This is a genomic window from Streptococcus sp. 2022WUSS083 (assembly GCF_044427155.1).
Classification (GTDB): domain Bacteria; phylum Bacillota; class Bacilli; order Lactobacillales; family Streptococcaceae; genus Streptococcus; species Streptococcus hashimotonensis.
Window position 1 is genome coordinate 180,474 of record NZ_JAOTGK010000001.1, and the last position, 23,362, is coordinate 203,835.

At 42.4% G+C, this 23,362-nt stretch carries 20 protein-coding genes; 17 read left to right on the plus strand and 3 right to left on the minus strand.

Going from position 1 to position 23,362, the window contains the following annotated elements:
- Window positions 1-58 precede the first annotated feature (58 nt).
- The 6 genes from ODU41_RS00750 to ODU41_RS00775 all read left to right on the plus strand — a co-directional run bounded on the left by ODU41_RS00750 (window position 59) and on the right by ODU41_RS00775 (window position 6,144).
- Window positions 59-1,762, plus strand: a complete 1,704-nt coding sequence (locus tag ODU41_RS00750; protein ID WP_398578544.1) for an acetolactate synthase large subunit — start codon at window positions 59-61, stop codon at window positions 1,760-1,762.
- Window positions 1,755-2,231 (plus strand): acetolactate synthase small subunit, encoded by a 477-nt coding sequence (ilvN, locus tag ODU41_RS00755; protein WP_009910805.1) that lies wholly within the window; start codon window positions 1,755-1,757, stop codon window positions 2,229-2,231. The genes ODU41_RS00750 and ilvN overlap by 8 nt, the downstream gene beginning before the upstream one ends.
- Window positions 2,232-2,370: 139 nt before the next feature.
- Window positions 2,371-3,393 carry a ketol-acid reductoisomerase gene (gene ilvC, locus ODU41_RS00760; protein WP_002942259.1) on the plus strand — a complete coding sequence of 341 codons (1,023 nt, stop codon included), beginning with the start codon at window positions 2,371-2,373 and terminating at the stop codon, window positions 3,391-3,393.
- Between the two features lie 293 nt (window positions 3,394-3,686).
- Window positions 3,687-4,937: a threonine ammonia-lyase IlvA gene (ilvA, locus tag ODU41_RS00765; protein WP_002937416.1), complete on the plus strand. Its 1,251-nt coding sequence runs from the start codon at window positions 3,687-3,689 to the stop codon at window positions 4,935-4,937.
- 9 nt (window positions 4,938-4,946) lie between these two features.
- Window positions 4,947-5,849: an SPFH domain-containing protein gene (locus ODU41_RS00770; protein WP_002942264.1), complete on the plus strand. Its 903-nt coding sequence runs from the start codon at window positions 4,947-4,949 to the stop codon at window positions 5,847-5,849.
- An 85-nt stretch (window positions 5,850-5,934) separates the two neighbouring features.
- Window positions 5,935-6,144, plus strand: coding sequence for a hypothetical protein (locus ODU41_RS00775; RefSeq protein ID WP_009910800.1), 210 nt, complete (start codon window positions 5,935-5,937; stop codon window positions 6,142-6,144).
- 127 nt (window positions 6,145-6,271) lie between these two features.
- Here ODU41_RS00775 and ODU41_RS00780 read toward each other — a convergent pair whose 3' ends face one another.
- Together ODU41_RS00780 and ODU41_RS00785 are read right to left on the minus strand one after the other, a co-directional pair.
- Entirely contained in the window at window positions 6,272-7,015 is a 744-nt protein-coding gene (locus ODU41_RS00780; RefSeq protein ID WP_024389055.1) for an amino acid ABC transporter ATP-binding protein, read from the minus strand.
- The gene (locus tag ODU41_RS00785; RefSeq protein WP_398578545.1) at window positions 7,008-8,573 is read right to left on the minus strand and encodes an ABC transporter substrate-binding protein/permease; all 1,566 of its coding nucleotides are present in this window, start codon (window positions 8,571-8,573) and stop codon (window positions 7,008-7,010) included. Before ODU41_RS00785 ends, ODU41_RS00780 begins: the two co-directional genes overlap by 8 nt.
- A 125-nt stretch (window positions 8,574-8,698) precedes the next feature.
- Between ODU41_RS00785 and ODU41_RS00790 the strand changes: the two genes are divergently transcribed.
- The 8 genes from ODU41_RS00790 to sufB all read left to right on the plus strand — a co-directional run bounded on the left by ODU41_RS00790 (window position 8,699) and on the right by sufB (window position 17,398).
- Entirely contained in the window at window positions 8,699-9,535 is an 837-nt protein-coding gene (locus ODU41_RS00790) for an undecaprenyl-diphosphate phosphatase (RefSeq protein WP_105095945.1), read from the plus strand.
- Window positions 9,536-9,662: 127 nt separating this feature from the next.
- Window positions 9,663-10,385, plus strand: coding sequence for an adaptor protein MecA (gene mecA, locus ODU41_RS00795; RefSeq protein ID WP_012775334.1), 723 nt, complete (start codon window positions 9,663-9,665; stop codon window positions 10,383-10,385).
- Window positions 10,382-11,554, plus strand: a complete 1,173-nt coding sequence (locus ODU41_RS00800; protein WP_398578546.1) for a glycosyltransferase family 4 protein — start codon at window positions 10,382-10,384, stop codon at window positions 11,552-11,554. Before mecA ends, ODU41_RS00800 begins: the two co-directional genes overlap by 4 nt.
- Window positions 11,555-12,138: 584 nt before the next feature.
- Window positions 12,139-12,912, plus strand: coding sequence for a Fe-S cluster assembly ATPase SufC (sufC, locus tag ODU41_RS00805; protein WP_002938165.1), 774 nt, complete (start codon window positions 12,139-12,141; stop codon window positions 12,910-12,912).
- A 16-nt stretch (window positions 12,913-12,928) separates the two neighbouring features.
- Window positions 12,929-14,191 carry a Fe-S cluster assembly protein SufD gene (gene sufD, locus ODU41_RS00810; protein WP_398578547.1) on the plus strand — a complete coding sequence of 421 codons (1,263 nt, stop codon included), beginning with the start codon at window positions 12,929-12,931 and terminating at the stop codon, window positions 14,189-14,191.
- A gap of 3 nt (window positions 14,192-14,194) precedes the next feature.
- The gene (locus ODU41_RS00815) at window positions 14,195-15,418 is read left to right on the plus strand and encodes a cysteine desulfurase (RefSeq protein ID WP_248020240.1); all 1,224 of its coding nucleotides are present in this window, start codon (window positions 14,195-14,197) and stop codon (window positions 15,416-15,418) included.
- Window positions 15,405-15,845: a Fe-S cluster assembly sulfur transfer protein SufU gene (gene sufU / locus ODU41_RS00820; RefSeq protein WP_044680613.1), complete on the plus strand. Its 441-nt coding sequence runs from the start codon at window positions 15,405-15,407 to the stop codon at window positions 15,843-15,845. Before ODU41_RS00815 ends, sufU begins: the two co-directional genes overlap by 14 nt.
- A 137-nt stretch (window positions 15,846-15,982) precedes the next feature.
- A complete protein-coding gene (gene sufB, locus ODU41_RS00825; RefSeq protein WP_002938151.1) occupies window positions 15,983-17,398 on the plus strand; it encodes a Fe-S cluster assembly protein SufB in 1,416 nt (471 codons plus the stop codon).
- A 402-nt stretch (window positions 17,399-17,800) separates the two neighbouring features.
- Here sufB and pbp3 read toward each other — a convergent pair whose 3' ends face one another.
- Window positions 17,801-19,042 carry a D-alanyl-D-alanine carboxypeptidase PBP3 gene (gene pbp3, locus ODU41_RS00830; protein ID WP_024385164.1) on the minus strand — a complete coding sequence of 414 codons (1,242 nt, stop codon included), beginning with the start codon at window positions 19,040-19,042 and terminating at the stop codon, window positions 17,801-17,803.
- 212 nt (window positions 19,043-19,254) lie between these two features.
- Between pbp3 and ODU41_RS00835 the strand changes: the two genes are divergently transcribed.
- The 3 genes from ODU41_RS00835 to ODU41_RS00845 all read left to right on the plus strand — a co-directional run bounded on the left by ODU41_RS00835 (window position 19,255) and on the right by ODU41_RS00845 (window position 23,361).
- On the plus strand, window positions 19,255-21,042 hold the full coding sequence (locus tag ODU41_RS00835; RefSeq protein WP_024389684.1) for an oligopeptide ABC transporter substrate-binding protein: 1,788 nt from the start codon (window positions 19,255-19,257) through the stop codon (window positions 21,040-21,042).
- Window positions 21,043-21,418: 376 nt separating this feature from the next.
- Complete coding sequence (locus ODU41_RS00840) at window positions 21,419-22,417, plus strand: ABC transporter ATP-binding protein (protein ID WP_002942324.1); 999 nt, start codon at window positions 21,419-21,421, stop codon at window positions 22,415-22,417.
- A 2-nt stretch (window positions 22,418-22,419) separates the two neighbouring features.
- Window positions 22,420-23,361: an ATP-binding cassette domain-containing protein gene (locus ODU41_RS00845; protein ID WP_029694475.1), complete on the plus strand. Its 942-nt coding sequence runs from the start codon at window positions 22,420-22,422 to the stop codon at window positions 23,359-23,361.
- Window position 23,362 lies beyond the last annotated feature (1 nt).

Sequence of the window (23,362 nt, forward strand, 5' to 3'; positions counted from 1 at the left end):
ATTCTACTTCCTTGTGATATTATAGTAGATAACAAATTTGCAGAGAGGAGGAATATTCGTGCAAGAAATTCAACTAGACCAACCGCGTTCGGGGTCCTATCTCATTTTGGACACCCTGCATCAGCTAGGAGTAGACCTTGTTTTTGGTTATCCTGGTGGGGCAGTTTTGCCTCTATATGATGCTATTTATCAATATGAGGGAATCCAGCATATTTTGGCTCGTCATGAACAAGGAGCGGTCCACGAGGCCGAAGGATACGCTAAATCATCAGGAAAGGTGGGCGTAGCCATTGTAACCTCTGGGCCAGGAGCTACCAATGCCATTACTGGAATTGCGGACGCAATGGGTGATAGTGTTCCTCTTTTAGTTTTTACTGGTCAAGTCGCAACACGTGGTATCGGTAAAGATGCTTTTCAGGAAGCTGATGTCTTGGGGATGACAATGCCGATTACCAAGTACAATTACCAAATTCGGGATACGGAAGATATTCCTAGAGTCATCACAGAAGCTCTCCATATTGCAACAACAGGTAGACCTGGTCCCGTTGTTATTGATGTTCCAAAAGACATCCAAGAAAGAGTTGTTGATGTCTATCATGACCCAACTCTACACCTACCAAGTTATCAGCCAACGATTGAACCAAATGGTTTGCAGGTTAAGAAAATTTTGAAACAGCTTAGCCAAGCTCAAAAACCAGTAATATTGGCTGGTGGAGGTGTCAATTATGCAGATGCCAGTAAAGAATTAGTTGCCTTTGCAGAGCACTACTGTATTCCAGTAGTTTCAACCCTCCTTGGATTAGGTGCAATGCCCATTGAGCATGAATTATCCTTGGCTATGGGGGGGATGCACGGTTCATATGCTGCCAATATGGCTATGGATCAGGCTGATTACATTATCAATATTGGAGCGCGATTCGATGACCGCCTAACAGGAAATCCAACAACCTATGCGCCAAATGCGACGGTAGCACATATTGATATTGATCCCGCAGAAATTGGTAAAGTTGTCAAAACGGCTATTCCAGTAGTGGGCGATGCTAAGGCAACCTTGAAAGCTCTACTTGCTTTAGAAACAGTCGAAACAGGCTATGCTGATTGGACGGCACAAGTATTGGAAAACAAACGTCGGGCGCCATTTTGGTATGATGAAGATGAAAAGGTTATTAAGCCACAGGCGGCAATTGAATTAATAGGTCAGTTGACGCAAGGGGATGCCATTGTCGTAACAGACGTTGGTCAGCATCAAATGTGGGCTGCCCAATTCTACCCCTACAAACATGCGCGTCAACTTGTAACATCTGGTGGCATGGGGACCATGGGCTTTGGTATTCCAGCAGCTATCGGCGCCAAATTAGCCAATCCAGATAAAGAAGTAATCATCTTTGTTGGTGATGGCGGCTTCCAAATGACCAACCAAGAATTGGCTATTTTGAATGGCTATGGTGTACCGATTAAGGTTGTATTGATCAATAACCACTCTCTTGGAATGGTTCGTCAATGGCAGGAATCCTTCTATGAAAAGCGTCGTAGCCAATCTGTATTTGACGATGAACCGAATTTCCAATTGTTGGCGGAGGCCTACGGAATTAGTCATTATAGTTTTGACAATCCAGCGACTCTAAGTGAAGACATGAAAGTTATCTTAGAAGATAAACCAATGCTCATAGAGGTTCATATTTCTAATCGTGAACATGTTCAACCGATGGTGCCAGCAGGTAAGAGCAATGCAGAAATGTTGGGGGTGAAGTTCAATGCGTAGAATGTTAACAGCTAAATTGCGAAATTCATCTGGTGTTCTGAATCGTTTTACAGGTGTCCTATCTCGTCGCCAAATTAATATTGAGTCCATCTCAGTCGGCCCAACAGAAGTAGATGGTATCTCACGTGTGACGGTGATTGTAGATGTGGTCAGTCACGATGAGGTCGAACAAATCATCAAACAGTTAAACCGCTTGATTGATGTGGTCCGTGTCCGTGATTTGACGGACATTCCCCACTTAGAGCGTGAGGTGATTCTTGTTAAAATCTCAGCTCCGCCAACAAAACGAGCAGAAATTTTAGCGATTATCCAACCCTTTAGAGCAAATGTTGTTGATGTGGCACCGCACTCCATTACCATTCAAATGACAGGTGATGGAGATAAGATTGACGCCCTCCTGCGTGTGATTCAGCCTTATGGCATCAAGAACATCGCAAGAACGGGTGCGACTGGCTTTAGTAGAGACTAATCCTTTTCAATAATAAAACTATCCTGCGTTGACTTGGCTTGATGAACGTTAGTTCTATCTTCGCCTACATCGCCTAGTCTAGCCTTCATTTTCTTTGAACATCCAAAACTACAAATAAAAATAGAAAAGAGAAAAAATTATGACAGTAACAATGCAATATGAAAAAGATGTAACAGTAGCAGCACTTGACGGTAAACGTATCGCCGTTATCGGTTATGGTTCACAAGGTCATGCCCATGCTCAAAACTTGCGTGATACAGGGCACGATGTCATCATCGGTGTGCGTGCAGGTAAGTCATTTGACAAGGCAAAAGAAGACGGTTTTGAAACTTTTGAAGTAGCAGAAGCAGCAAAACAAGCAGATGTTATCATGATCTTGGCTCCAGACGAAATCCAAGCAGACCTTTACAATGACGAAATCGCTCCAAACTTGGAAGCGGGCAATGCCCTTGGTTTTGCCCATGGTTTCAACGTTCACTTTGAATTTATCAAGGTACCAGCAGATGTGGATGTCTTCATGTGTGCACCAAAAGGTCCAGGTCACTTGGTCCGCCGTACCTTTGAAGAAGGTTTTGGAGTACCAGCCCTCTATGCTGTTTACCAAGATGCAACTGGCAATGCAAAACATATTGCGATGGACTGGGCAAAAGGTGTTGGTTCAGCCCGTGTTGGTCTTTTGGAAACAACTTTCAAAGAAGAGACAGAAGAAGATTTGTTTGGTGAGCAAGCTGTTCTCTGCGGTGGTTTGACAGCCCTTATGCAGGCAGGTTTTGAAGTCTTGACAGAAGCTGGTTATGCACCAGAATTGGCTTATTTCGAAGTTCTCCACGAGATGAAACTCATCGTTGACCTTGTCTACGAAGGTGGCTTTAAGAAAATGCGCCAATCTATCTCAAACACTGCTGAATTTGGTGACTATGTATCAGGTCCACGAGTGATTACAGACCAAGTCAAAGAAAACATGAAGGCAGTCCTTGCAGATATTCAATCTGGTAAATTTGCAAATGACTTTGTAAATGACTATAAAGCAGGCCGTCCACGTATGGAAGCTTATCGTAAAGAAGCAGAGAATCTTGAAATCGAAAAAGTAGGTGCAGAACTCCGCAAAGCAATGCCATTTGTCGGACGCAATGATGACGACGCATTCAAAATCTATAATTAAAGACTATCATGGTAGATAGGGGATAGTCAGCTTTACTTTGAGTGATGGCAATACATTTAAGGTTTGAGTTGGCGGATGAGGGGATGTCATTCCCTTTTTTCCCTATCTCCGAAAATGAATAAAAGAGCTGGTTTTTCCAGCTCTTTTGCCCATTTTGTTCATAAATAGATCTTTACAAAATTAAACATTCGTTTTCTGTTGAATAACATGCTAGTAGCTTGAATATAAGTCTAAATACTAGGATTTTCTAGGTAATATTGATACAATAAATATAGAAAGAAATTAATGGAACTATGATTACAGCAAAAAATGTAGAACAAGCATACTCCGTTCTTAAGCGCGTGGTAGTACGTACCCCCTTGGATTATAGTCGATACTTATCGGAAAAATATGGTGCAACTATTTATTTAAAAAGAGAAAATGAACAGCGTGTTCGCTCTTTTAAAATTCGAGGAGCCTATTATGCTATTTCACAATTGACAGATGATGAGAAGTCACGCGGAGTGGTCTGTGCTTCGGCCGGAAACCACGCTCAAGGTGTGGCCTACACCTGTCAGGAAATGCAAATTCCTGCTACGATTTTCATGCCCATTACAACTCCGCAACAAAAAATAGGGCAGGTTAAATTTTTCGGAGGAGACTACGTAGAGATTCGGCTCGTAGGTGATACCTTCGATGAGTCAGCCAAGGCAGCACAAGATTATACTCAGGAAAGTGGGAAAACATTTATAGACCCATTCGATGATGAAAATGTGCAGGCTGGTCAGGGAACAGTAGCCTATGAAATCTTGGAAGAAGCGGAAGAGCAAACCATTAGTTTTGACCAAATTTTAGTTCCCATAGGAGGAGGTGGTCTGGTTGCAGGCGTTTCGGCCTATCTGAAAGAACATGCACCTGAAATTAAGATTGTTGGTGTTGAAGCAAGTGGGGCACGGTCAATGAAAGCGGCTTTTGATAAAGGTCGTCCGGTTAAATTAGACCAAATTGATAAATTTGCTGACGGTATTGCGGTACAGAAAGTCGGTAAGTCGACCTACGAAGTGGCTCGGAAATACGTAGATCGCCTGATTGGTGTGGATGAAGGATGGATTTCCGGGACTATTTTAGACCTCTATTCTAAGCTGGGTATTGTTGCTGAGCCAGCAGGAGCAGCAACGATTGCAGCTCTTGAGGTAGTCAAGGACCAAATCAAGGGTCAAACCATTTGTTGTATCATTTCTGGTGGTAATAACGACATCAACAGGATGCCGGAAATGGAGGAACGTGCGCTTATCTACGAGGGAATTAAACACTACTTTGTTGTTAATTTTCCACAACGTCCAGGGGCTCTTCGTGAATTTGTAAATGATATTCTAGGGCCAAATGATGATATTACTCGTTTTGAATATATCAAACGTGCCAATAAGGGAACAGGGCCGGTTCTAATCGGTATTGCCCTAGGAGATAAAACAGATTATACGCAGTTTATTTCTCGCTTGGAAGAGTTTGATCCCCAGTACATCAATCTTCATGAAAATGATTCGCTTTATAAAATGCTAGTTTAGGAGGTTATTATGGTGCTTGGTCCAATTGTTTTTATTGGTAGTTTCTTGTTCTTTGTACTGATTGCTTTGATTTTGATTGCTTCAGGGCTATACGTTGTCAAGCAGCAGACGGTCGCTATTATTGAGCGCTTTGGGAAATACCAAAAAACATCTACTTCAGGTATTAACTTTAAAATACCATTTGGAGTTGATGTCATCGCAGCCCGCATTCAATTGCGGATGTTGCAAAGTGAAATTGTGGTAGAAACCAAGACGCAGGATAACGTTTTTGTCACAATGAATGTGGCAACTCAATATCGAGTGAATGAAAATAATGTGACGGATGCCTATTACAAGCTCATGCACCCAGAAGCACAGATTAAGTCCTATATTGAAGATGCCCTGCGTTCATCTGTGCCTAAATTGACCCTGGATGAGCTCTTCGAGAAAAAGGATGAGATTGCACTTGAGGTACAAAAACAAGTAGCAGAAGAAATGTCAACCTACGGTTATGTTATTGTCAAAACCTTAATTACCAAGGTAGAGCCAGACGCCGAGGTTAAACAATCTATGAATGAAATTAACGCAGCTCAGCGGAAACGGGTTGCGGCCCAGGAATTGGCAGAAGCTGACAAGATTAAAATTGTCACAGCAGCAGAAGCAGAAGCTGAAAAGGATCGCTTGCATGGTGTAGGTATTGCACAACAACGTAAGGCGATTGTAGATGGACTGGCAGATTCGATTCGTGAACTGAAAGAATCAAATGTTAGCCTATCTGAAGAGCAGATTATGTCTATCTTGCTGACCAACCAATACTTGGATACTCTCAATAATTTTGCACAAGGAGGTAATCAAACTATCTTCCTTCCGGGGAATCCGGAGGGGGTCGAAGACATAAGGACGCAAATACTATCATCTCTTAGGGCAAAATGATAGTAAAAAGCGAACATTTTACTTGACAAAATAGGTTAAAACATATTATACTAAATTGCACGAATAAAAAAGAAAGGGGTTTCTAATGACTAGTTACGAAAAAGTAGCCGCTGTTGTCGGCTGGGTTCGTGAAAAGAAAATCACAGGTTACCGTATCAGTAAGGAAACAAATGCTCGTGAAATGTCAGTTATCGCTCTTGCACAAGGTCGCGCTAAGATTGACAATATTTCATTTGCAACTGCCTTGGGTTTGATTGATTTTTACGACAAAAACCACAAGAAATTTGAAAACTAATCTAAATGGTTTCATTTAGAGATGTCCAAAAAGGAGGGGAATTCTGCGAATTCCTCTTTTTTTAGTCTAAAAAAACTTACCAGCTTTGAAACTGGTAAGTAATGGTCTTCTATGGAACAGATTGAGTTTATCCAAGAAAACGCTGAAGGAATTCACGTGTGCGTTCTTCCTGTGGATTTTCAAAGATTTGTTGAGGACTGCCTTCTTCGGCGATGACACCCTTATCCATAAAGATAACGCGGTCAGATACGTCACGGGCAAATTCCATTTCGTGAGTTACGATAAGCATCGTTAATCCTGATTTTGCCAAATCTTGCATGGTTTTGAGAACTTCCCCGACCATCTCTGGATCGAGAGCAGAAGTCGGCTCATCAAAGAGGATAACTTCTGGGTCAACAGATAGGGCGCGTGCAATGGCCACGCGTTGTTTCTGTCCACCAGAGAGTTGACTTGGTTTGGCTTGCCAGTACTGTTCGGTCATGCCAACCTTGTTGAGGTTTTCCTTGGCGATTTTCTCTGCCTCAGCTCGATCTCGTTTCAGTACCGTAGTTTGTGCTACAATGGCATTTTCCAATACATTTAGATTGTTGAAAAGGTTGAAGGATTGGAATACCATACCTAGTTTTTCACGGTAAGTCGTCAAGTCATATCCTTTAGCCAAAACATCTTGTCCGTGGTATAGAATCTGTCCTTCTGTTGGTGTTTCTAAAAGGTTGATAGATCGGAGGAAGGTTGATTTTCCCGAACCAGATGAACCGATGATTGAGATAACCTCGCCTTTTTCAACGCTAATAGAGATGTCTTTGAGGACTTGATTTTGTCCGTATGATTTCTTTAGATTATTGATTTCAAGAATTACATTTTTAGTCATGTGGCACCTCGACTTGCATTTGGTTTGCACCTGTTGTGTATGTATCTGTATCAAAATGCTTTTCAACTGCGCGTAAGATACGTGTCACAGTAAAGGTTAGGATGAAGTAGATAATAGCAATAACCGTAAAGGTTTGGAAATATTGATAGGTTTGGGTTGCGACTGTATTTCCTGAGAAATAGAGTTCAACAACTGAGATAACGTTCAATACAGAAGTATCTTTGATATTGATGACAAATTCATTACCAGTCGCTGGTAAGATGTTACGAATAACCTGTGGAAGGACAATCTTACGCATGGTCTGATTATGGGTAAATCCGAGAGCAGTAGCAGCTTCAAATTGGCCCTTATCGACGGCAAAGATACCACCGCGGACAATCTCACTCATGTAGGCACCTGTGTTGATGGATACAATGAAGATAGCGGCAAGTGTGCGGTCAAGATTGAGTCCGAATGCTTGGGCGGTACCATAGTAAATAACCATGGATTGTACAATCATCGGCGTACCACGGAAAATTTCGATGTAGATATTGATAATCCAACCGAGCACTTTTTGACCAATAGCAAGCGCCTTGTTTGCTGCTTTTGGAGCTGTACGGAAGACACCGATGAGGAGACCGATAGCAGTACCGATAATTGTTCCGAGGATGGAAATGAGTAATGTCATCCCAGTTCCGCGCAGAAGTTGTTGCCAGTTGTTAACAACAATATTCCAAACTTGGGCGAAGAAACTAGGTGTTTCACCCTCGCTGGCTTCTTCAATGGGCTGGTTTTCAATCATATCATCCATAAGTGCGATTTGCTCTTCTTCTGAAATAGTTGCTAAGACTTCGTTGACCTGAGCGATACGCTCGTCATCTTTGCGCATACCGACAGCAATGGTCACGTCTTCGGCATTGGTTTCAAAACTGTCTGCCAATTCAACCATTTTGAAAGCTTTATTTGCAGCTTCTGCTGTACGACCTTCTGGACGTTCAGAAACATAGGCGTCTATAATGCCAGATTCTAAAGCTTGACGGATTTGTGAGAAATCTCCCATGGCAGTCTGTTTGTTAGCCCCTTCAATTTGGTCAATCAAATCATAGAGGTAAACCCCTTGCTGGGCAGTGATTTTTGTGCCAGTAAAATCTGCCAAGCTGGTTGCGTTTGCGTACTGACTATCAGAACGAACAACCAGGGTAGGAATTGAAGTGTAGTAGCTATCTGAGAAGGCAATTTCTTTCTTGCGCTCTTCTGTCGGGCTCATACCGGCGATAATCATATCGATTTTACCCGATGTAAGAGCAGGGACCAACCCTTCCCACTTGGTTTTAACAACCAAGAGTTCTTTGTCCATGGATGCAGCGATTTTTTTTGCAACCTGAACATCATATCCGTTGGCAAATTGATTGGTTCCCTCAATAGGAACGGCACCGTTGCTATCATCTTCTTGGGTCCAGTTAAATGGTGCGTAGGCGGCTTCCATACCGACCCGCAGGTATTCGTCTGCCCGAACCCCTGTTGTTACAGAAAAAACAGCGATTAGGGTCAGCAGAAATATACTGAGTTTACGTTTCATAATGTCTCCTTTAAAATGCTATTACACCATTTTATTAAAAATTCTGACAAATTTCAATATCCTTGTACTATGAATAGGGAGTTTTTTATGATATAATGTAGAGAATTGATGAAAAGGAGCTTTTTATGCTATTGGAATTGTTGAAGGCTATATTTTTAGGAATCATTGAAGGGGTAACGGAATGGTTGCCAGTTTCTTCAACTGGGCATTTAATTTTGGTTCAAGAGTTCGTGAAATTAAACCAAAGTAAGAACTTCCTAGAAATGTTTAATATTGTCATTCAGCTAGGAGCAATTCTAGCAGTTATGACTATTTACTTTAAAAAATTGAATCCATTTCAGCCTGGAAAAACCAAGCGTGATATTCAATTGACTTGGCAATTATGGGCCAAGGTTGTCATTGCCTGTATTCCGTCCATCCTAATTGCAGTCCCGTTGGATAATTGGTTTGAAGCGCACTTCAATTTTATGGTACCGATTGCGATTGCTTTGATTGTCTACGGTATTGCCTTTATTTGGATTGAGAACCGTAACAGAGGTGTAGAGCCACAGGTGACGGACTTAGCGAAAATGTCTTATAAAACTGCCTTGTTGATTGGGTGTTTCCAGGTCTTAAGTATCGTTCCGGGGACTAGTCGCTCAGGTGCGACCATTCTGGGAGCGATTATTTTGGGGACCAGCCGATCTGTGGCGGCAGATTTTACCTTCTTCCTTGGGATTCCAACCATGTTTGGTTATAGTGGCTTGAAGGCTGTTAAATATTTCTTAGATGGCAATAGCCTGAATATGGAGCAGGTATGGATCTTGCTAGTCGCTAGTGTGACGGCTTACTTGGTATCCTTAGTTGTTATTCGTTTCTTGACAGACTTTGTTAAAAAACATGATTTCACGGTTTTTGGTTACTACCGCATCATTTTAGGGGCGATTTTATTGGTTTATGCCTTTATCACATTTTTATTTTAAGAGCAGGGAGACCTGCTTTTCTTTTGTCTTTCGAGCTTGGTTTTAGTATAATGGTGGAAGATATGTATGAGTATTGAAAATGATCAATCAATTTTAGGAAATTGATGAATCAATGAATGAGGTAGTTATGAAAGTAAAGCAAATTAGTGATTCGACCTTGAAAATCACTATAAAATTAGATGATTTGGAAGAGAGAGGAATGGAACTTTCGGACTTTCTCATTCCGCAAGAAAAGACAGAGGAGTTCTTCTATACTGTTTTGGATGAATTGGATTTACCAATGACTTTCCGAGAAAGCGGTATGCTGAGTTTTCGTGTGACTCCGAAGCCAGATCGAGTGGACATCTTTGTTACCAAATCTGATTTGGATCAGAACTTGAATTTTGATGAATTTACAGATTTGTCGGAACTTGGTGATGTCGCAAGTATGACTCCAGATGAGTTTTTTAAGAGTTTGGAGCAAACCGTTCGTGAGAAAAGCGCACCGGATGCAACAGCCGTTCGTCATTTGGAAGAGGTAGAGCAAGAGGAAGAAGCAGATGAAGAGGAGCAGGAGCGCTATATTTACTATATTTTGGAATTTCCAACGATAGAGGATCTGTTTACTTTTGTTGGTACGGTTGATTATCCAGTAGAAGAATCGGAATTATATAAAATGGATGGTCACTACTACTTGACCGTTCTTATCAATGTAGAAAATCGTTCCAAGCAGTATCCAGGCTACATTCTCTCACGAATGTTGGAATTTACCAATGATACGAAGTTGACCAGACCTGCTTTACAAGAACACGGAACTTTGATGCTTCCGCTTGCGGCAATCGAGGAGCTTAGGAAGGTTCCGACAGTATGATTCCTTTTGCTCTAAAATACATAATGGTCATTATTACAACCATGGTCATATCAGCCATTGCGACCCCCTTGGTTCGTTTTATGTCCCTGAGGGTTGGAGCAGTCGATAATCCCAATGCACGGCGGATAAATAAGGTGCCCATGCCTTCAGCGGGAGGTCTGGCCATCTTTGTGGCGTTTACCATTTCTGTCCTATGGTTTTTACCAGGAATTGTTACCCGTGTCAATTACCATGGCACTTACTTGCATTATATCTTGCCTCTGGTCCTAGCATCCAGCATTATCGTTCTTACGGGATTCATTGATGATGTCAAGGAGCTAAAGCCTGCTCCTAAAATGTTTGGTATTCTAGCTGCAGCGACGATCATTTGGATTTTTACGGAATTTCGTTTTGATAGCTTTAAAATTCCTTTTGGAGGACCTTTCCTTCAATTTCCTGTCTGGCTCTCTTTTCTATTAACGGTCCTTTGGATTGTTTCCATTACGAATGCAGTCAACTTGATTGATGGTCTGGATGGTCTGGTTTCGGGAGTATCGATTATTTCCTTGACAACGATGGGAATTGTGTCTTATTTCTTTTTGCATGATAGCAATATTTTTTTGACCTTAACCATCTTTGTTTTGGTTGCGGCGATTGTTGGTTTTTTACCTTACAACTATAATCCCGCCATCATTTATCTTGGCGATACAGGAGCCCTTTTCATTGGGTTTATGATTGGAGTTTTGTCGCTTCAAGGACTGAAAAATTCGACAGCTGTTGCAGTGGTTACTCCGATGATTATTCTTGGAGTGCCTATTACGGATACTGTAGTAGCCATCATTCGTCGAAAATTGTCTGGGCAAAAAATCTATGAAGCAGATAAGATGCATCTGCATCATCGCTTGCTCTCTCTGGGACTTACTCATCGTGGCACAGTATTGGCGATTTACGCCATCTCTTTCTTATTCTCCCTGACCTCTCTTTTGCTCAATGTTTCGAGTCGAATAGGGGGTATTCTCCTATTGGTGACCATGGGACTGGGGATTGAGATTCTCTGTGAATTGATTGGCATCTTTGGTATCAATAGAACTCCGTTGCTCAATCTTCTTCGTTTTATTGGTAATAGCAGTTACCGTCAGGAAAAAATCGCAAAGTATAAAAAGTGCTACGAAGAGAAAAAAAGAAAATAAGAATCTTTCTAAACAAGATAAGAGCCGTCAGGCTCTTTTTTTGATATAATATAGTGGATATGGTTAATTAAAATTGTCAGAAAAGACTATTTTATAGATTAACACTCTCTGAAAATCATCATTAACAAGAAAAGAGGCTGGGCTCAAGGCCCGCACCGCTTCTCAAAGTTGGCGTCAATATCTCAGCGCAGTAGTGGTTAACAGCCCAGTGGAGTGAGGCTGGGTTCAAGCCCCGCACCGCTTCTCAAAGTTAGCCTCAACATCTCAGCGCAGTGGTTGATTGGCAGATTTGTTCGTGTTTTACACTCCAAATCTGACCTCTACGACTGAGGCGAACAGAGTTCGCTTCATCTCCAACCTCAAAAGGTTCACTGAACCTTTTGAGCTGTGCGGGGGTGGGAGTGAAACAGTCTGGGAATAGACTGTTTCAGCTCAACAACTAGAAATAAAGACTTGTTGACGAACTATTCTATGAATGGTCGAGTTCTTTCCCTATTGCCAAAGTTGAGTCTTATCGGTGTATCTAGTTAGCTTGGTCAGTTAATGTGGTTTTTGAAGAGGGCAAAAATGAAAAGGAGCACAGCATGTCAGTATTAGAAATCAAAGACCTTCATGTTGAAATCGAAGGCAAAGAAATCTTAAAAGGCGTCAACTTGACCCTTAAAACAGGTGAAATTGCAGCCATCATGGGACCGAACGGAACAGGGAAATCCACCCTTTCAGCAGCCATCATGGGCAATCCAAGTTATGAAGTTACCCAAGGTGAGATTCTGTTTGACGGTGTCAATATTTTAGAATTAGAAGTCGATGAACGTGCCCGTATGGGACTCTTCTTGGCTATGCAATACCCGTCAGAAATTCCAGGGATTACTAATGCGGAATTTCTTCGTGCCGCAATGAACGCTGGTAAGGAAGACGAAGACAAGATTTCTGTTCGTGATTTCATTACTAAGTTGGATGAAAAGATGGAGCTCCTTAACATGAAAGAGGAAATGGCAGAGCGTTACCTCAACGAAGGTTTCTCAGGTGGTGAGAAAAAACGCAATGAGATTCTGCAATTACTCATGTTGGAACCCACTTTTGCCCTTCTTGATGAGATTGACTCAGGTTTGGATATTGATGCCCTTAAAGTTGTGTCAAAGGGGATCAATGCTATGCGTGGTGAAGGCTTTGGTGCCATGATTATTACTCACTACCAACGCTTGCTCAACTACATCACTCCTGATGTTGTCCATGTCATGATGGAAGGCCGTGTCGTACTTTCAGGCGGACCAGAATTGGCGCAACGCTTGGAAAAAGAAGGATATGTTCAAGTTGCAGCAGAGCTTGGCATCGACTACAAAGAAGATGACATTTAAGTCTTTGGAGGAAGCTATGACCAAAGAAAAGATTCAAGAATTTTCAGCCTTGCAGGCAGAACCGACTTGGTTGACAGACCTGCGCCTTAAGGCTTTTGACAAAATAGCAGAGCTGGACTTGCCGGTTATCGAGCGGGTCAAGTTTCACCGTTGGAACCTTGGTGACGGAAGCCTAGCCACAAATGATGAAATCGGAGCTGTTCCAGATTTTACCGCTATCGGTGACAATCCGATGTTGGTCCAAGTTGGTAGCCAAACGGTTCTAGAACAGTTGCCGGTTGACCTTGTAGAGAAAGGTGTAGTCTTTACTGACTTCGCATCGGCTATGGACGTCATTCCAGATGTACTTGAAAAGTACCTCGGCGCTGCCGTAGCCTATGATGAGCACAAATTAGCAGCCTACAACACAGCCTATTTTAATGCAACAGCTGTCCTCTACGTGCCAGATAATGTTGAAATCGACCAGCCAGTTGAGGCCCTTTTCTACCAAGACAGCACTAGTCCAGTTGCCTTTAACAAACGTGTCCTCATCATCGCAGGAAAAAATGCCAAGCTTAATTACCTGGAGCGTTTTGAAAGTTTAGGCGACGGCACAGCAGCGACTTCAGCCAATATTGTTGTAGAAGTAATTGCTCTTGCTGGTAGCCAAATCAAGTTTGCGGCCATTGACCGCCTTGGTAAGCATTTGGATACCTACCTCAACCGTCGTGGCTATCTCGGAAACGATGCAACGATTGACTGGGCGATTGGTCTGCTCAACGAAGGAAATGTGGTTGCCGATTTGGACAGCGAATTGAAAGGAAACGGCAGTCATGCCAACCTCAAAGTTGTCGGCCTTTCATCTGGTCGTCAGGTACAAGGTGTGGATACGCGCGTGACCAACTATGGTCATAATTCGGTCGGACACATCCTGCAACATGGGGTTATCTTAGAAAGCGGAACCTTGACCTTCAATGGTATCGGACACATTGTTCGTGGTGCTAAAGGTGCAGATGCCCAGCAAGAAAGCCGTGTCCTCATGCTGTCTGACAAGGCTCGCTCCGATGCCAACCCAATTCTCCTCATTGATGAGAACGAGGTCACAGCTGGACACGCAGCCTCAATCGGTCAGGTGGATCCAGAAGACATGTACTACCTCATGAGTCGTGGTCTGGACCGAGCAACTGCTGAACGCTTGGTTGTTCGTGGTTTCCTTGGCGCAGTCATTACCGAAATTCCTGTTAAGGAAGTTCGTGACCAACTGATTGCCGTGATTGAAGAAAAACTAACAAAGAGATAAGATATGGATTTGGAACGCATTCGCAAGGATTTTTCAATCCTAGACCAAGTTGTTAACGATGAGCCGCTGGTCTATTTGGACAATGCGGCGACCACTCAAAAACCGCAGCAGGTACTAGATGTGCTGGCGGATTATTACCAGAAGGACAATGCCAATGTCCACCGTGGCGTTCACACCCTTTCGGAACGGGCAACTGCTCGCTATGAGGCGGCTCGGCAGAAGGTGGCTGATTTTATCCAGGCCAAGTCTAGCAAGGAAATTCTCTTCACCAGAGGTACGACCACTAGTCTCAACTGGGTAGCTCAGTTTGCAAAGGAACTTCTCCAGCCAGACCAGGAAGTGATAATCTCAGTCCAAGAGCACCACTCCAATATCATTCCTTGGCAGCAAGCCTGTCAGCAAACCGGTGCCAAGCTCCGCTATGTGACCCTAAAAGACGGCGAGCTAGACATGGCTCACCTGCGGTCGCTACTGTCTTCTAAGACCAAGTTCGTCTCTCTAGCCCACGTATCCAATGTCCTAGGTGGCGTGGTTCCTATTGGGGAAATAGCAGAGCTGGTGCATCAAGTCGGTGCCTACTTGGTGGTGGACGGAGCCCAGTCAGTTCCCCACATGGCCGTCAACGTGCAAGAATTAGACGTGGATTTCTATGCCTTTTCAGGTCATAAAATGTTAGGACCGACAGGAATTGGCGTTCTCTACGGTAAGGAAGAATTGCTCAATCTCATGTCGCCAGTTGAATTCGGCGGTGAAATGATTGACTTTGTCTATGAGCAGGCAGCTACTTGGAAGGAATTGCCTTGGAAGTTTGAGGCAGGAACGCCCAATATTGCAGGTGCGATTGGTCTGGGAGCAGCCGTTGATTACCTGACCGAAATTGGTATGGACGCTATCCAGGACCACGAGGCAGAACTGGTTGACTATGTCTTTCCAAAATTGCAGGCTATTCCAGGCTTGACCATTTATGGTAGTCAGGACCTGTCCAAGCGGACGGGAGTTATTGCCTTTAACTTGGACGACTTGCATCCACACGATGTGGCAACTGCTCTGGACTATGAAGGTGTTGCTGTGCGGGCTGGCCACCATTGTGCCCAACCGCTTCTCAGATATTTGCAGGTGCCTGCTACTGTACGAGCAAGTTTTTATATCTACAATACCAAGGCTGACTGTGATAAGTTGGTCGAGGCAATCATCAAGACAAAGGAGTTTTTCAATGGCCCTATCTAGATTAGACTCTCTTTATATGGCAGTTGTGTCTGAACACTCCAAGTCGCCTCGTCACCGCGGAAGTTTGGACGGAGTGGAAAAGTTAGAACTCCACAATCCAACCTGTGGCGATGTGATTGAACTATCAGTCAAGATTGAAAAAGATGTGATTGCCGATATTGCTTTTGACGGAGTTGGGTGCACCATTTCAACCGCATCAGCTTCTATGATGACTGAAGCAGTCCTTGGAAAAGAAATTAAGCATATTGAAGAACTAGCAGAAATCTTCTCACAAATGGTACAAGGGCAAGAGGACACACGCCAGAAGGAACTGGGAGACGCCTCTCTCCTCGCAGGTGTTGCCAAATTCCCCCAACGCATCAAGTGTGCTACTTTACCGTGGAATGCCCTAAAGAAAGCACTGGAACGAAGTGAGAGTGCTGACTGAGCACCATCGAATAAACAAAAAATGAAAATCATACAGAAAGGATTGTTCAGTTTCTGATTGGAATTGAACAGGCCCAGCAAGCATTGAAGTGAGCGAAACTGCCAATCTCATACTTATTGGGCTTAGTATCTTATATTATGTCAGAAGAAAGAATTGAACCAACCCCGATTGATCTTGGGGAATACAAATTCGGTTTCCATGATGAAAACGTGGAACTGGTGGCTTCGACAGGTAAGGGTTTGAACGAAGAAGTGATTCGTGAAATGTCCCGTATCAAAGGCGAGCCTGAATGGATGTTGGAATTCCGGTTGAAATCCTATGAAACCTTCAAGAAAATGCCGATGCAGACTTGGGGAGCCGACTTGTCTGAACTGGATTTTGATGACATTGTCTACTATCAAAAACCGTCGGATAAGCCAGCACGCAGCTGGGACGATGTGCCAGACAAAATTAAGGAAACCTTTGAACGCATCGGGATTCCAGAAGCCGAGCGTGCCTACCTGGCAGGAGCTTCTGCCCAGTACGAATCAGAAGTGGTTTACCACAACATGAAGGAAGAGTACGACAAGCACGGTATTATCTTTACAGATACCGACACGGCCCTTAAGGAACATCCAGAACTCTTCAAAAAATACTTTGGAAAACTTGTTCCGCCGTCAGATAATAAACTAGCTGCCCTCAACTCAGCGGTTTGGTCAGGTGGTACTTTCATCTACGTACCGAAAGGGGTTAAGTTGGATATTCCACTCCAAACCTATTTCCGAATCAACAATGAGGGGACAGGTCAGTTTGAACGCACCCTTATCATCGTAGATGAAGGGGCAAGTGTTCACTACGTAGAAGGCTGTACCGCTCCGACTTACTCAACGGCCAGCCTCCACGCTGCTATTGTGGAAATCATTGCCCACGAAGGTGCCTACATGCGTTATACCACCATTCAAAACTGGTCAGACAACGTCTATAACTTAGTAACCAAGCGTGCTCGTGCTGAGAAAAATGCTACAGTTGAGTGGATTGACGGAAACCTTGGTGCCAAAACGACCATGAAATACCCTGCGGTTTACCTAGAAGGTGAGGGGGCACGTGGAACCATGTTGTCCATTGCCTTTGCTAATAAGGGGCAGGTCCAAGATACCGGTGCTAAGATGATTCACAACGCCCCACGCACCTCATCATCTATCGTATCCAAATCCATTGCCCGTGGTGGCGGAGAAGTCAACTACCGTGGTCAAGTAACCTTTGCTAAAAACTCAGCCAAGTCAATCAGCCACATTGAATGTGATACCATTATTATGGATGATATTTCTAAATCAGATACCATTCCATTTAATGAAATCCACAACTCACAAGTGGCCCTCGAACACGAAGCCAAAGTATCAAAAATCTCAGAAGAACAGCTCTACTACCTCATGAGCCGTGGCCTATCCGAATCCGAAGCCACAGAGATGATTGTCATGGGCTTTGTCGAACCATTCACAAAAGAACTCCCAATGGAATATGCAGTCGAACTCAACAGACTGATTGCCTATGAGATGGAGGGTTCAGTGGGATAGTTTGCCGCGAACTTGAACAGCTTTAAAGCTGTTCAAGCCCGTCAAACTCCCCACTGAAGTAGGAGATGAGGAGCGACGGCAGTCGCTCTTCTTTGTAATCATATAAAAATTCTATACCTTCCACGCTCGTCATTTTCTGTAAGAAAATGATATGTAGTGAGGAGTTCCACAGGAACTCTCACCAACCGACGTTGGAAATAGGGAGCGACGGCAGTCGCTCTTCTTTGTAATCTTATAAAAATCCTATTCCTTCCACGCTCGTCGTTTTCTGTAAGAAAACGATATGTAGCTAGGAGTTCCGCAGGAACTCTCTCCAACCGAGCGAGGCTGGAGATAAGGAGTAGCGGATGTCACTCTGCGATAAAAAATAGTATGTCGAAAATCGTTCGACATACTATTTTTTTATAATTTTTCATTGACATAGCGGACAAACTGATTCCACCAAGAGAATGGCCAGGATGCTTCTTTCATATCGCTAGGGATAATCATATCGACACTAGCTTGCTCGGAAATATAACCTTTTCCAATGAGATCTTGATCTTTCAGTTGCAGTTTGCCAACCAGGGTCCCTGCTTTGAGGGGAGCATCAATTTCTTTTATATCCGTTGTGAAAGTTGCGGTGGGGACATTATCAGTTTGATTTCGTTGAACAACAGTTAAATCTGTTGCCGCAACAACAGGACTTGTTTCTTTTTCACCATTGAAAACCTTTATCTTGCTATCTTCAAAAGCTTCACCTTTTTTTACTAGCGTAACAAGCGAAAAGTTAGAATAAACATAGTTCATCAAATCATTTGTCGCGACAAAACGATTTTCTGGAGAGGTCAGCCCATCAGTGGCATTCAATACTACTGTGATAATGCGCATACCAGCTTGTTGAGTTGTTGCAAGAAAACTTGAACCTGCTGAGTTTGAGGTCCCTGTTTTTAAGCCGTCAACTCCTCCACGAGCGTGAGTGCCATCGCTTAGCATTTGGTTGGTGCTATAGTAAGTGTAGCCACCAAAATCGTAGGCATTTAGTGAGGTAATGTCGAGTACCTGAGGATAATCGAGTATTAATCGTCTTGCAATGATAGCAACATCTAGGGCTGAAAACATATTTACATCTTCAGGACTGGAACCTGGATAAATATTTTCACCCAAGTCGGTATTGTCTAGTCCGGATACATTGACAATCTTTGCGTCAGTAATTCCCCATTCTTGGACTTTTGCTTTCATTCGATCCACGAATGCAGCTTCGCTACCGGCTATTTTTTCTGCCAGAGCAATAATAGCACTATTGGATGATGTTATTAAAGAAGCGTTTAATAGGTCTCTTACTGAATAGGACCGTGCATCAAGGTTGACATTGCTTAATTCTGTATTAGAAGTGAGGCTATAGGGATAATCAGAAATATCTACCATAGTATCTAAAGTGATCTCACCCTTTGCCAGTGCTTCGTAGACCAGGTAAATGCTCAATGTCTTACTGATAGAAGCGATGCTTGCTTTGGTTTCGGCATCTTGCTCATACAAGATTTTGCCGCTACTTACTTCAACTGCGATAGCATGCTTGGCTGCAACAGAAAAATCTTCTGCCAAAATAGGTGTGGAAGTGAAAAAAAGAGCAATAACTGTAGTGAGTGTTAGTAAAAATTTACGCATAATCATTCCTTTGGCTGTTACTTTATTCTATTATATCACAAGAAATGTGAGAAAAATTTGGAAAAAATATGTAAAAAATGAGAAAATGCTGAAAAATTATGTTTTTACAAAATTTTCTGACAAAAAGACTTTATTTAAGAAAATTTTATGATATAATGATTTTTATAAGACATAGTAATAAGTGTCAAACAAAAAGAAAACAGAGGTGTTTTATGAAAAAGACAACGAAACTTTTTGCACTTGCAGGTGTGACTCTCCTTTCAGCATCTGTTCTTGCAGCATGTGGTTCAAAACAATCAGGTGCAGCAAAACAGGAATTGTCATTCCCAGCTGAGGTAAAACAAGACGGAACAGCAGTGTCTGATGCTCAGTTGAAATACGCATGGGTATCACCAACAACTTCATCAGGTCTCTTGATTGACGAGTTGACTGAAAATACAACTGACTCAACATTTGGTGGTTTTGTTGATATCTCACTGTTCGGTTTCGATGGAAATCGTAAGTTAGATGATTCAGGTCTTGCTAAAGCTGAATTTGATGTAGCAGGTAAGAAAATCACAGTTAGCTTGACAGGTAAGGACTACAAGTGGTCAGATGGTCAACCGTTCACAATCAACGACTACATCTTTACTATCAAGTCAATGGCAAGCAAAGACTATACAGGTGTTCGTTTCGATGACAAATTCTTGAACATCGTTGGTATGGAAGAGTATGTTGCTGGAACAGCTTCTGACATCTCTGGTCTTAAGAAAATTGATGACTACACAGTAGAATTGACTGTAAAAGAAATGTCACCTTCAATGATGTATGCGGGTGGTGATGTCCCAGCCTATATCCAACCAGAACATATCTATAAAGACATCCCTGTTGCAGACTGGGAAAAGAGCGAGTACTCACGTACAGCTAAACTTGTTGGTATGGGACCTTGGAAAATCAAGGAAATCGTAAACGGTGAGTCTATCACTTACGTACCAAACGAATACTACTTCAAGGGACAACCAAAAACAAGCTCATTGAAGGTTGATATTGTATCTCCTGATACAATCGTTTCTGAGATGAAAGCTGGTAACTATGACATTGCTGAGATGCCTGTTGATCAGTTGGATTCTTATAAAGATGCATCTAACTTGAATATTGTTGGTCGGTTAGACTCAGCTTATGAATATATTTCATTCAACCTTGGTAAATATGACGAGTCTGCTGAGAAGAATGTCATGGATGAAAATGCTAAGATGAATGATGTGAAACTTCGTCAAGCGATTGCCTATGCGATTGATACCAAGACAGCTGGTGAGTCATTGTACAATGGTCTTTACCACCCTGCAAACTCATTGATTATCTCATTCTTCGGCGATATTCATGATTCAGAGTTGGAAGGTTATTCATACGATCCTGAAAAAGCGAAAAAACTCTTGGATGAAGCTGGCTACAAAGACGTAGATGGCGATGGTATCCGTGAAGGTAAAGACGGTAAGGAATTTAAGATTACCTTTGCTGCTCGTAAACGTACTGAAGCCAACGAAGCGCTTGTACAACAGTACATTGCTTGGTGGAAAGAAGTTGGCTTGAACGTTGAACTTTACACAGGCCGTACAGTTGAAATCAATACATTCTACGAAGCTGTTCAAGCAAATGATCCTGCTATCGATATGTACGCTGGTGGTTGGTCAACAGGTTATGATCCAAACCCAACTGGTACTTGGGGTCCTATCGCTGCCTTCAACATGTCACGTTTCGTGTCTGATGAAAACACTAAATTGTTGAATGCAATCAGCTCAACAGAATCATTTGATGATAAGAAAAATGTTGAGAACTATAAGGCTTGGCAAAAATATGCTTACGAACAAGCATTTGCTATTCCAACATTTGAATCTGAAAAGGTTACAGCACTTAACAAACGTGTGAAAAACTTTGATTCTAACTATGGTTCAGCTTCAGGAAACGGTATTGCTTATGAGGGTATCGAACTTACAGCTGATAAAGGTGTAGTAGCAGAATAGTCTGCAAGAAGACAATAGAATTTGAAAAAGCCAACTTGGTTGGCTTTTTTCAGATTGCTATTGGAATTTTCAGATAATTGTGGTATAGTAGACTCAGTACACAAAAAATGAGTCACTACTAACAAAAACTCAAGATGGATCACATTAACCTACTCAATTTCTAATTGAGTCAGTAATAGGGATGGTCTTGATTTATGATTGGATATACGTACATTTTTTACTTCTGGGTAACCGCTATCAAACGATAATTGATAGAAATATGTTATTCTAGAGTAGTTACATAAAGTCAGTTAATCAAACATTATATGAACTTGATAATCGTAAGGATATTGAATTGATTGAGCTTGATTAGCTGGCACATAAAGGAGGAAAAAGCGTGGCTACCGAAAAACCGCTTTTAGACATTAAAGATTTACACGTCGGTTTCCGTATTGGAGATGATTATTTTGACGCTGTTGACGGTGTTGACATCTCATTGCAAAAAAATGAAATTTTGGCAATTGTAGGGGAATCTGGTTGTGGTAAATCAACTTTGGCAACGACCATTATGGGCTTGCATAACCCTTTGAATACCAAAATCACAGGAAGCATCCAGTACAATGATATGGAATTGATTGGTATGGATGAAGCCAAGTACAATACGGTACGTGGTAATGATATTGGTATGATTTTCCAAGATCCCTTGGCTTCTCTGAATCCATTGATGACGATTGGTGCACAGATTGATGAGGCGCTGTTCTATCACACTGATTTGGATGCCAATGCTCGTACAGAGCGAGTTTTGGAACTCTTGGCTCAGGTAGGTATTCCAAATCCTAAGCGGACATTTAAACAGTATCCACATGAGCTTTCAGGTGGTATGCGTCAGCGTATCATTATTGCGATGGCCTTGTCTTGTAAACCGCCAATTATTATTGCGGACGAACCGACAACAGCCTTGGATGTTACAATTCAAGCACAAATCTTGGATCTCTTAAATGATATTCAAGCGGAGACAGGTTCGGGTATTATTTTGATTACCCATGACTTGGGAGTAGTTGCAGAAACTGCTGATCGTGTGGCTGTCATGTACGGTGGTCAGTTTGTCGAAGTAGCGCCAGTAGAAGAACTCTTTACCAATCCAAAACATCCATATACACGTTCGCTCTTGAAGTCAAATCCTCAATCAGGTAGCGAAGGAGGCGATCTTCATGTTATTGAAGGTATTGTGCCGCCGATTACAAAAATGGTTCGTAAGGGTTGCCGCTTTGCTCCACGTATTCCGTGGATTGGAGCAGAGGCTCATGAAGAGAATCCGAGCATGCACGAGGTAGGTCCAAATCACTTTGTTCGTTGTACCTGCCATGAGACATTCTATTTTGAAGGGGAGGCCTAATAGTGGGATTTATTGAAGTAAAAGATTTAAAAGTCCATTATCCAATTCGTAGTGGCTTCTTTAACCGTGTGACGGATCATGTCTATGCTGTCGATGGCGTTAATATTGAGTTTGAAGAAGGAAAAACCTATGGTTTGGTAGGTGAGTCAGGTTCTGGGAAATCGACCATTGGTAAGGCAATTATCGGTTTAGAGCGTGCCACTTCTGGTCAGATTATCTATGAAGGACAAAATGTAACCAACAAATCACGTGGTAAAAAAGGAAACTTTAATCGTGATGTTCAAATGATTTTCCAAGATTCTCTTTCAAGTTTTAACCCGAAAAAACGTATTTTGGACATCATTGCGGAACCAATCCGTAACTTTGACCGCTTATCTCCAGATGAAGAAAAGAAAAAGGTTCTTCATCTCTTGGATACAATCGGTCTAAATGAAGAAGCCCTGATTAAATATCCTCATGAATTCTCAGGTGGTCAGCGCCAACGTATCGGTGTTGCTCGTGCCTTGGCTAGTAACCCTCGTTTGATTATTGCTGACGAGCCGGTTTCTGCCTTGGATTTGTCTGTGCAGGCACAGGTTTTGAATTATATGAAACGTATCCAAGATGAGTTCAAGCTTAGCTATCTCTTTATTTCCCATGACCTCGGTGTTGTACAACACATGTGTGATGAATTGTTTATCATGTATCGCGGACGTTTCGTAGAGACAGGAAATAAGAACGATATTTATAATAATCCACAACATATTTACACTAAACGTTTGTTGTCTGCGATTCCAACGATTGATCCAGTCAACCGTTTGAAGAATAAAGAAAAACGTTTGGCTGCTGAAAAAGAGTATCAAGAAATGCAAGGTCAATACTATGATGAAAACGGTCGTGTGTACGATTTGAGATCCTTCTCAGAAACTCATCAAGTAGCCCTTCCAGAAGGAGGTCAGAACTAAG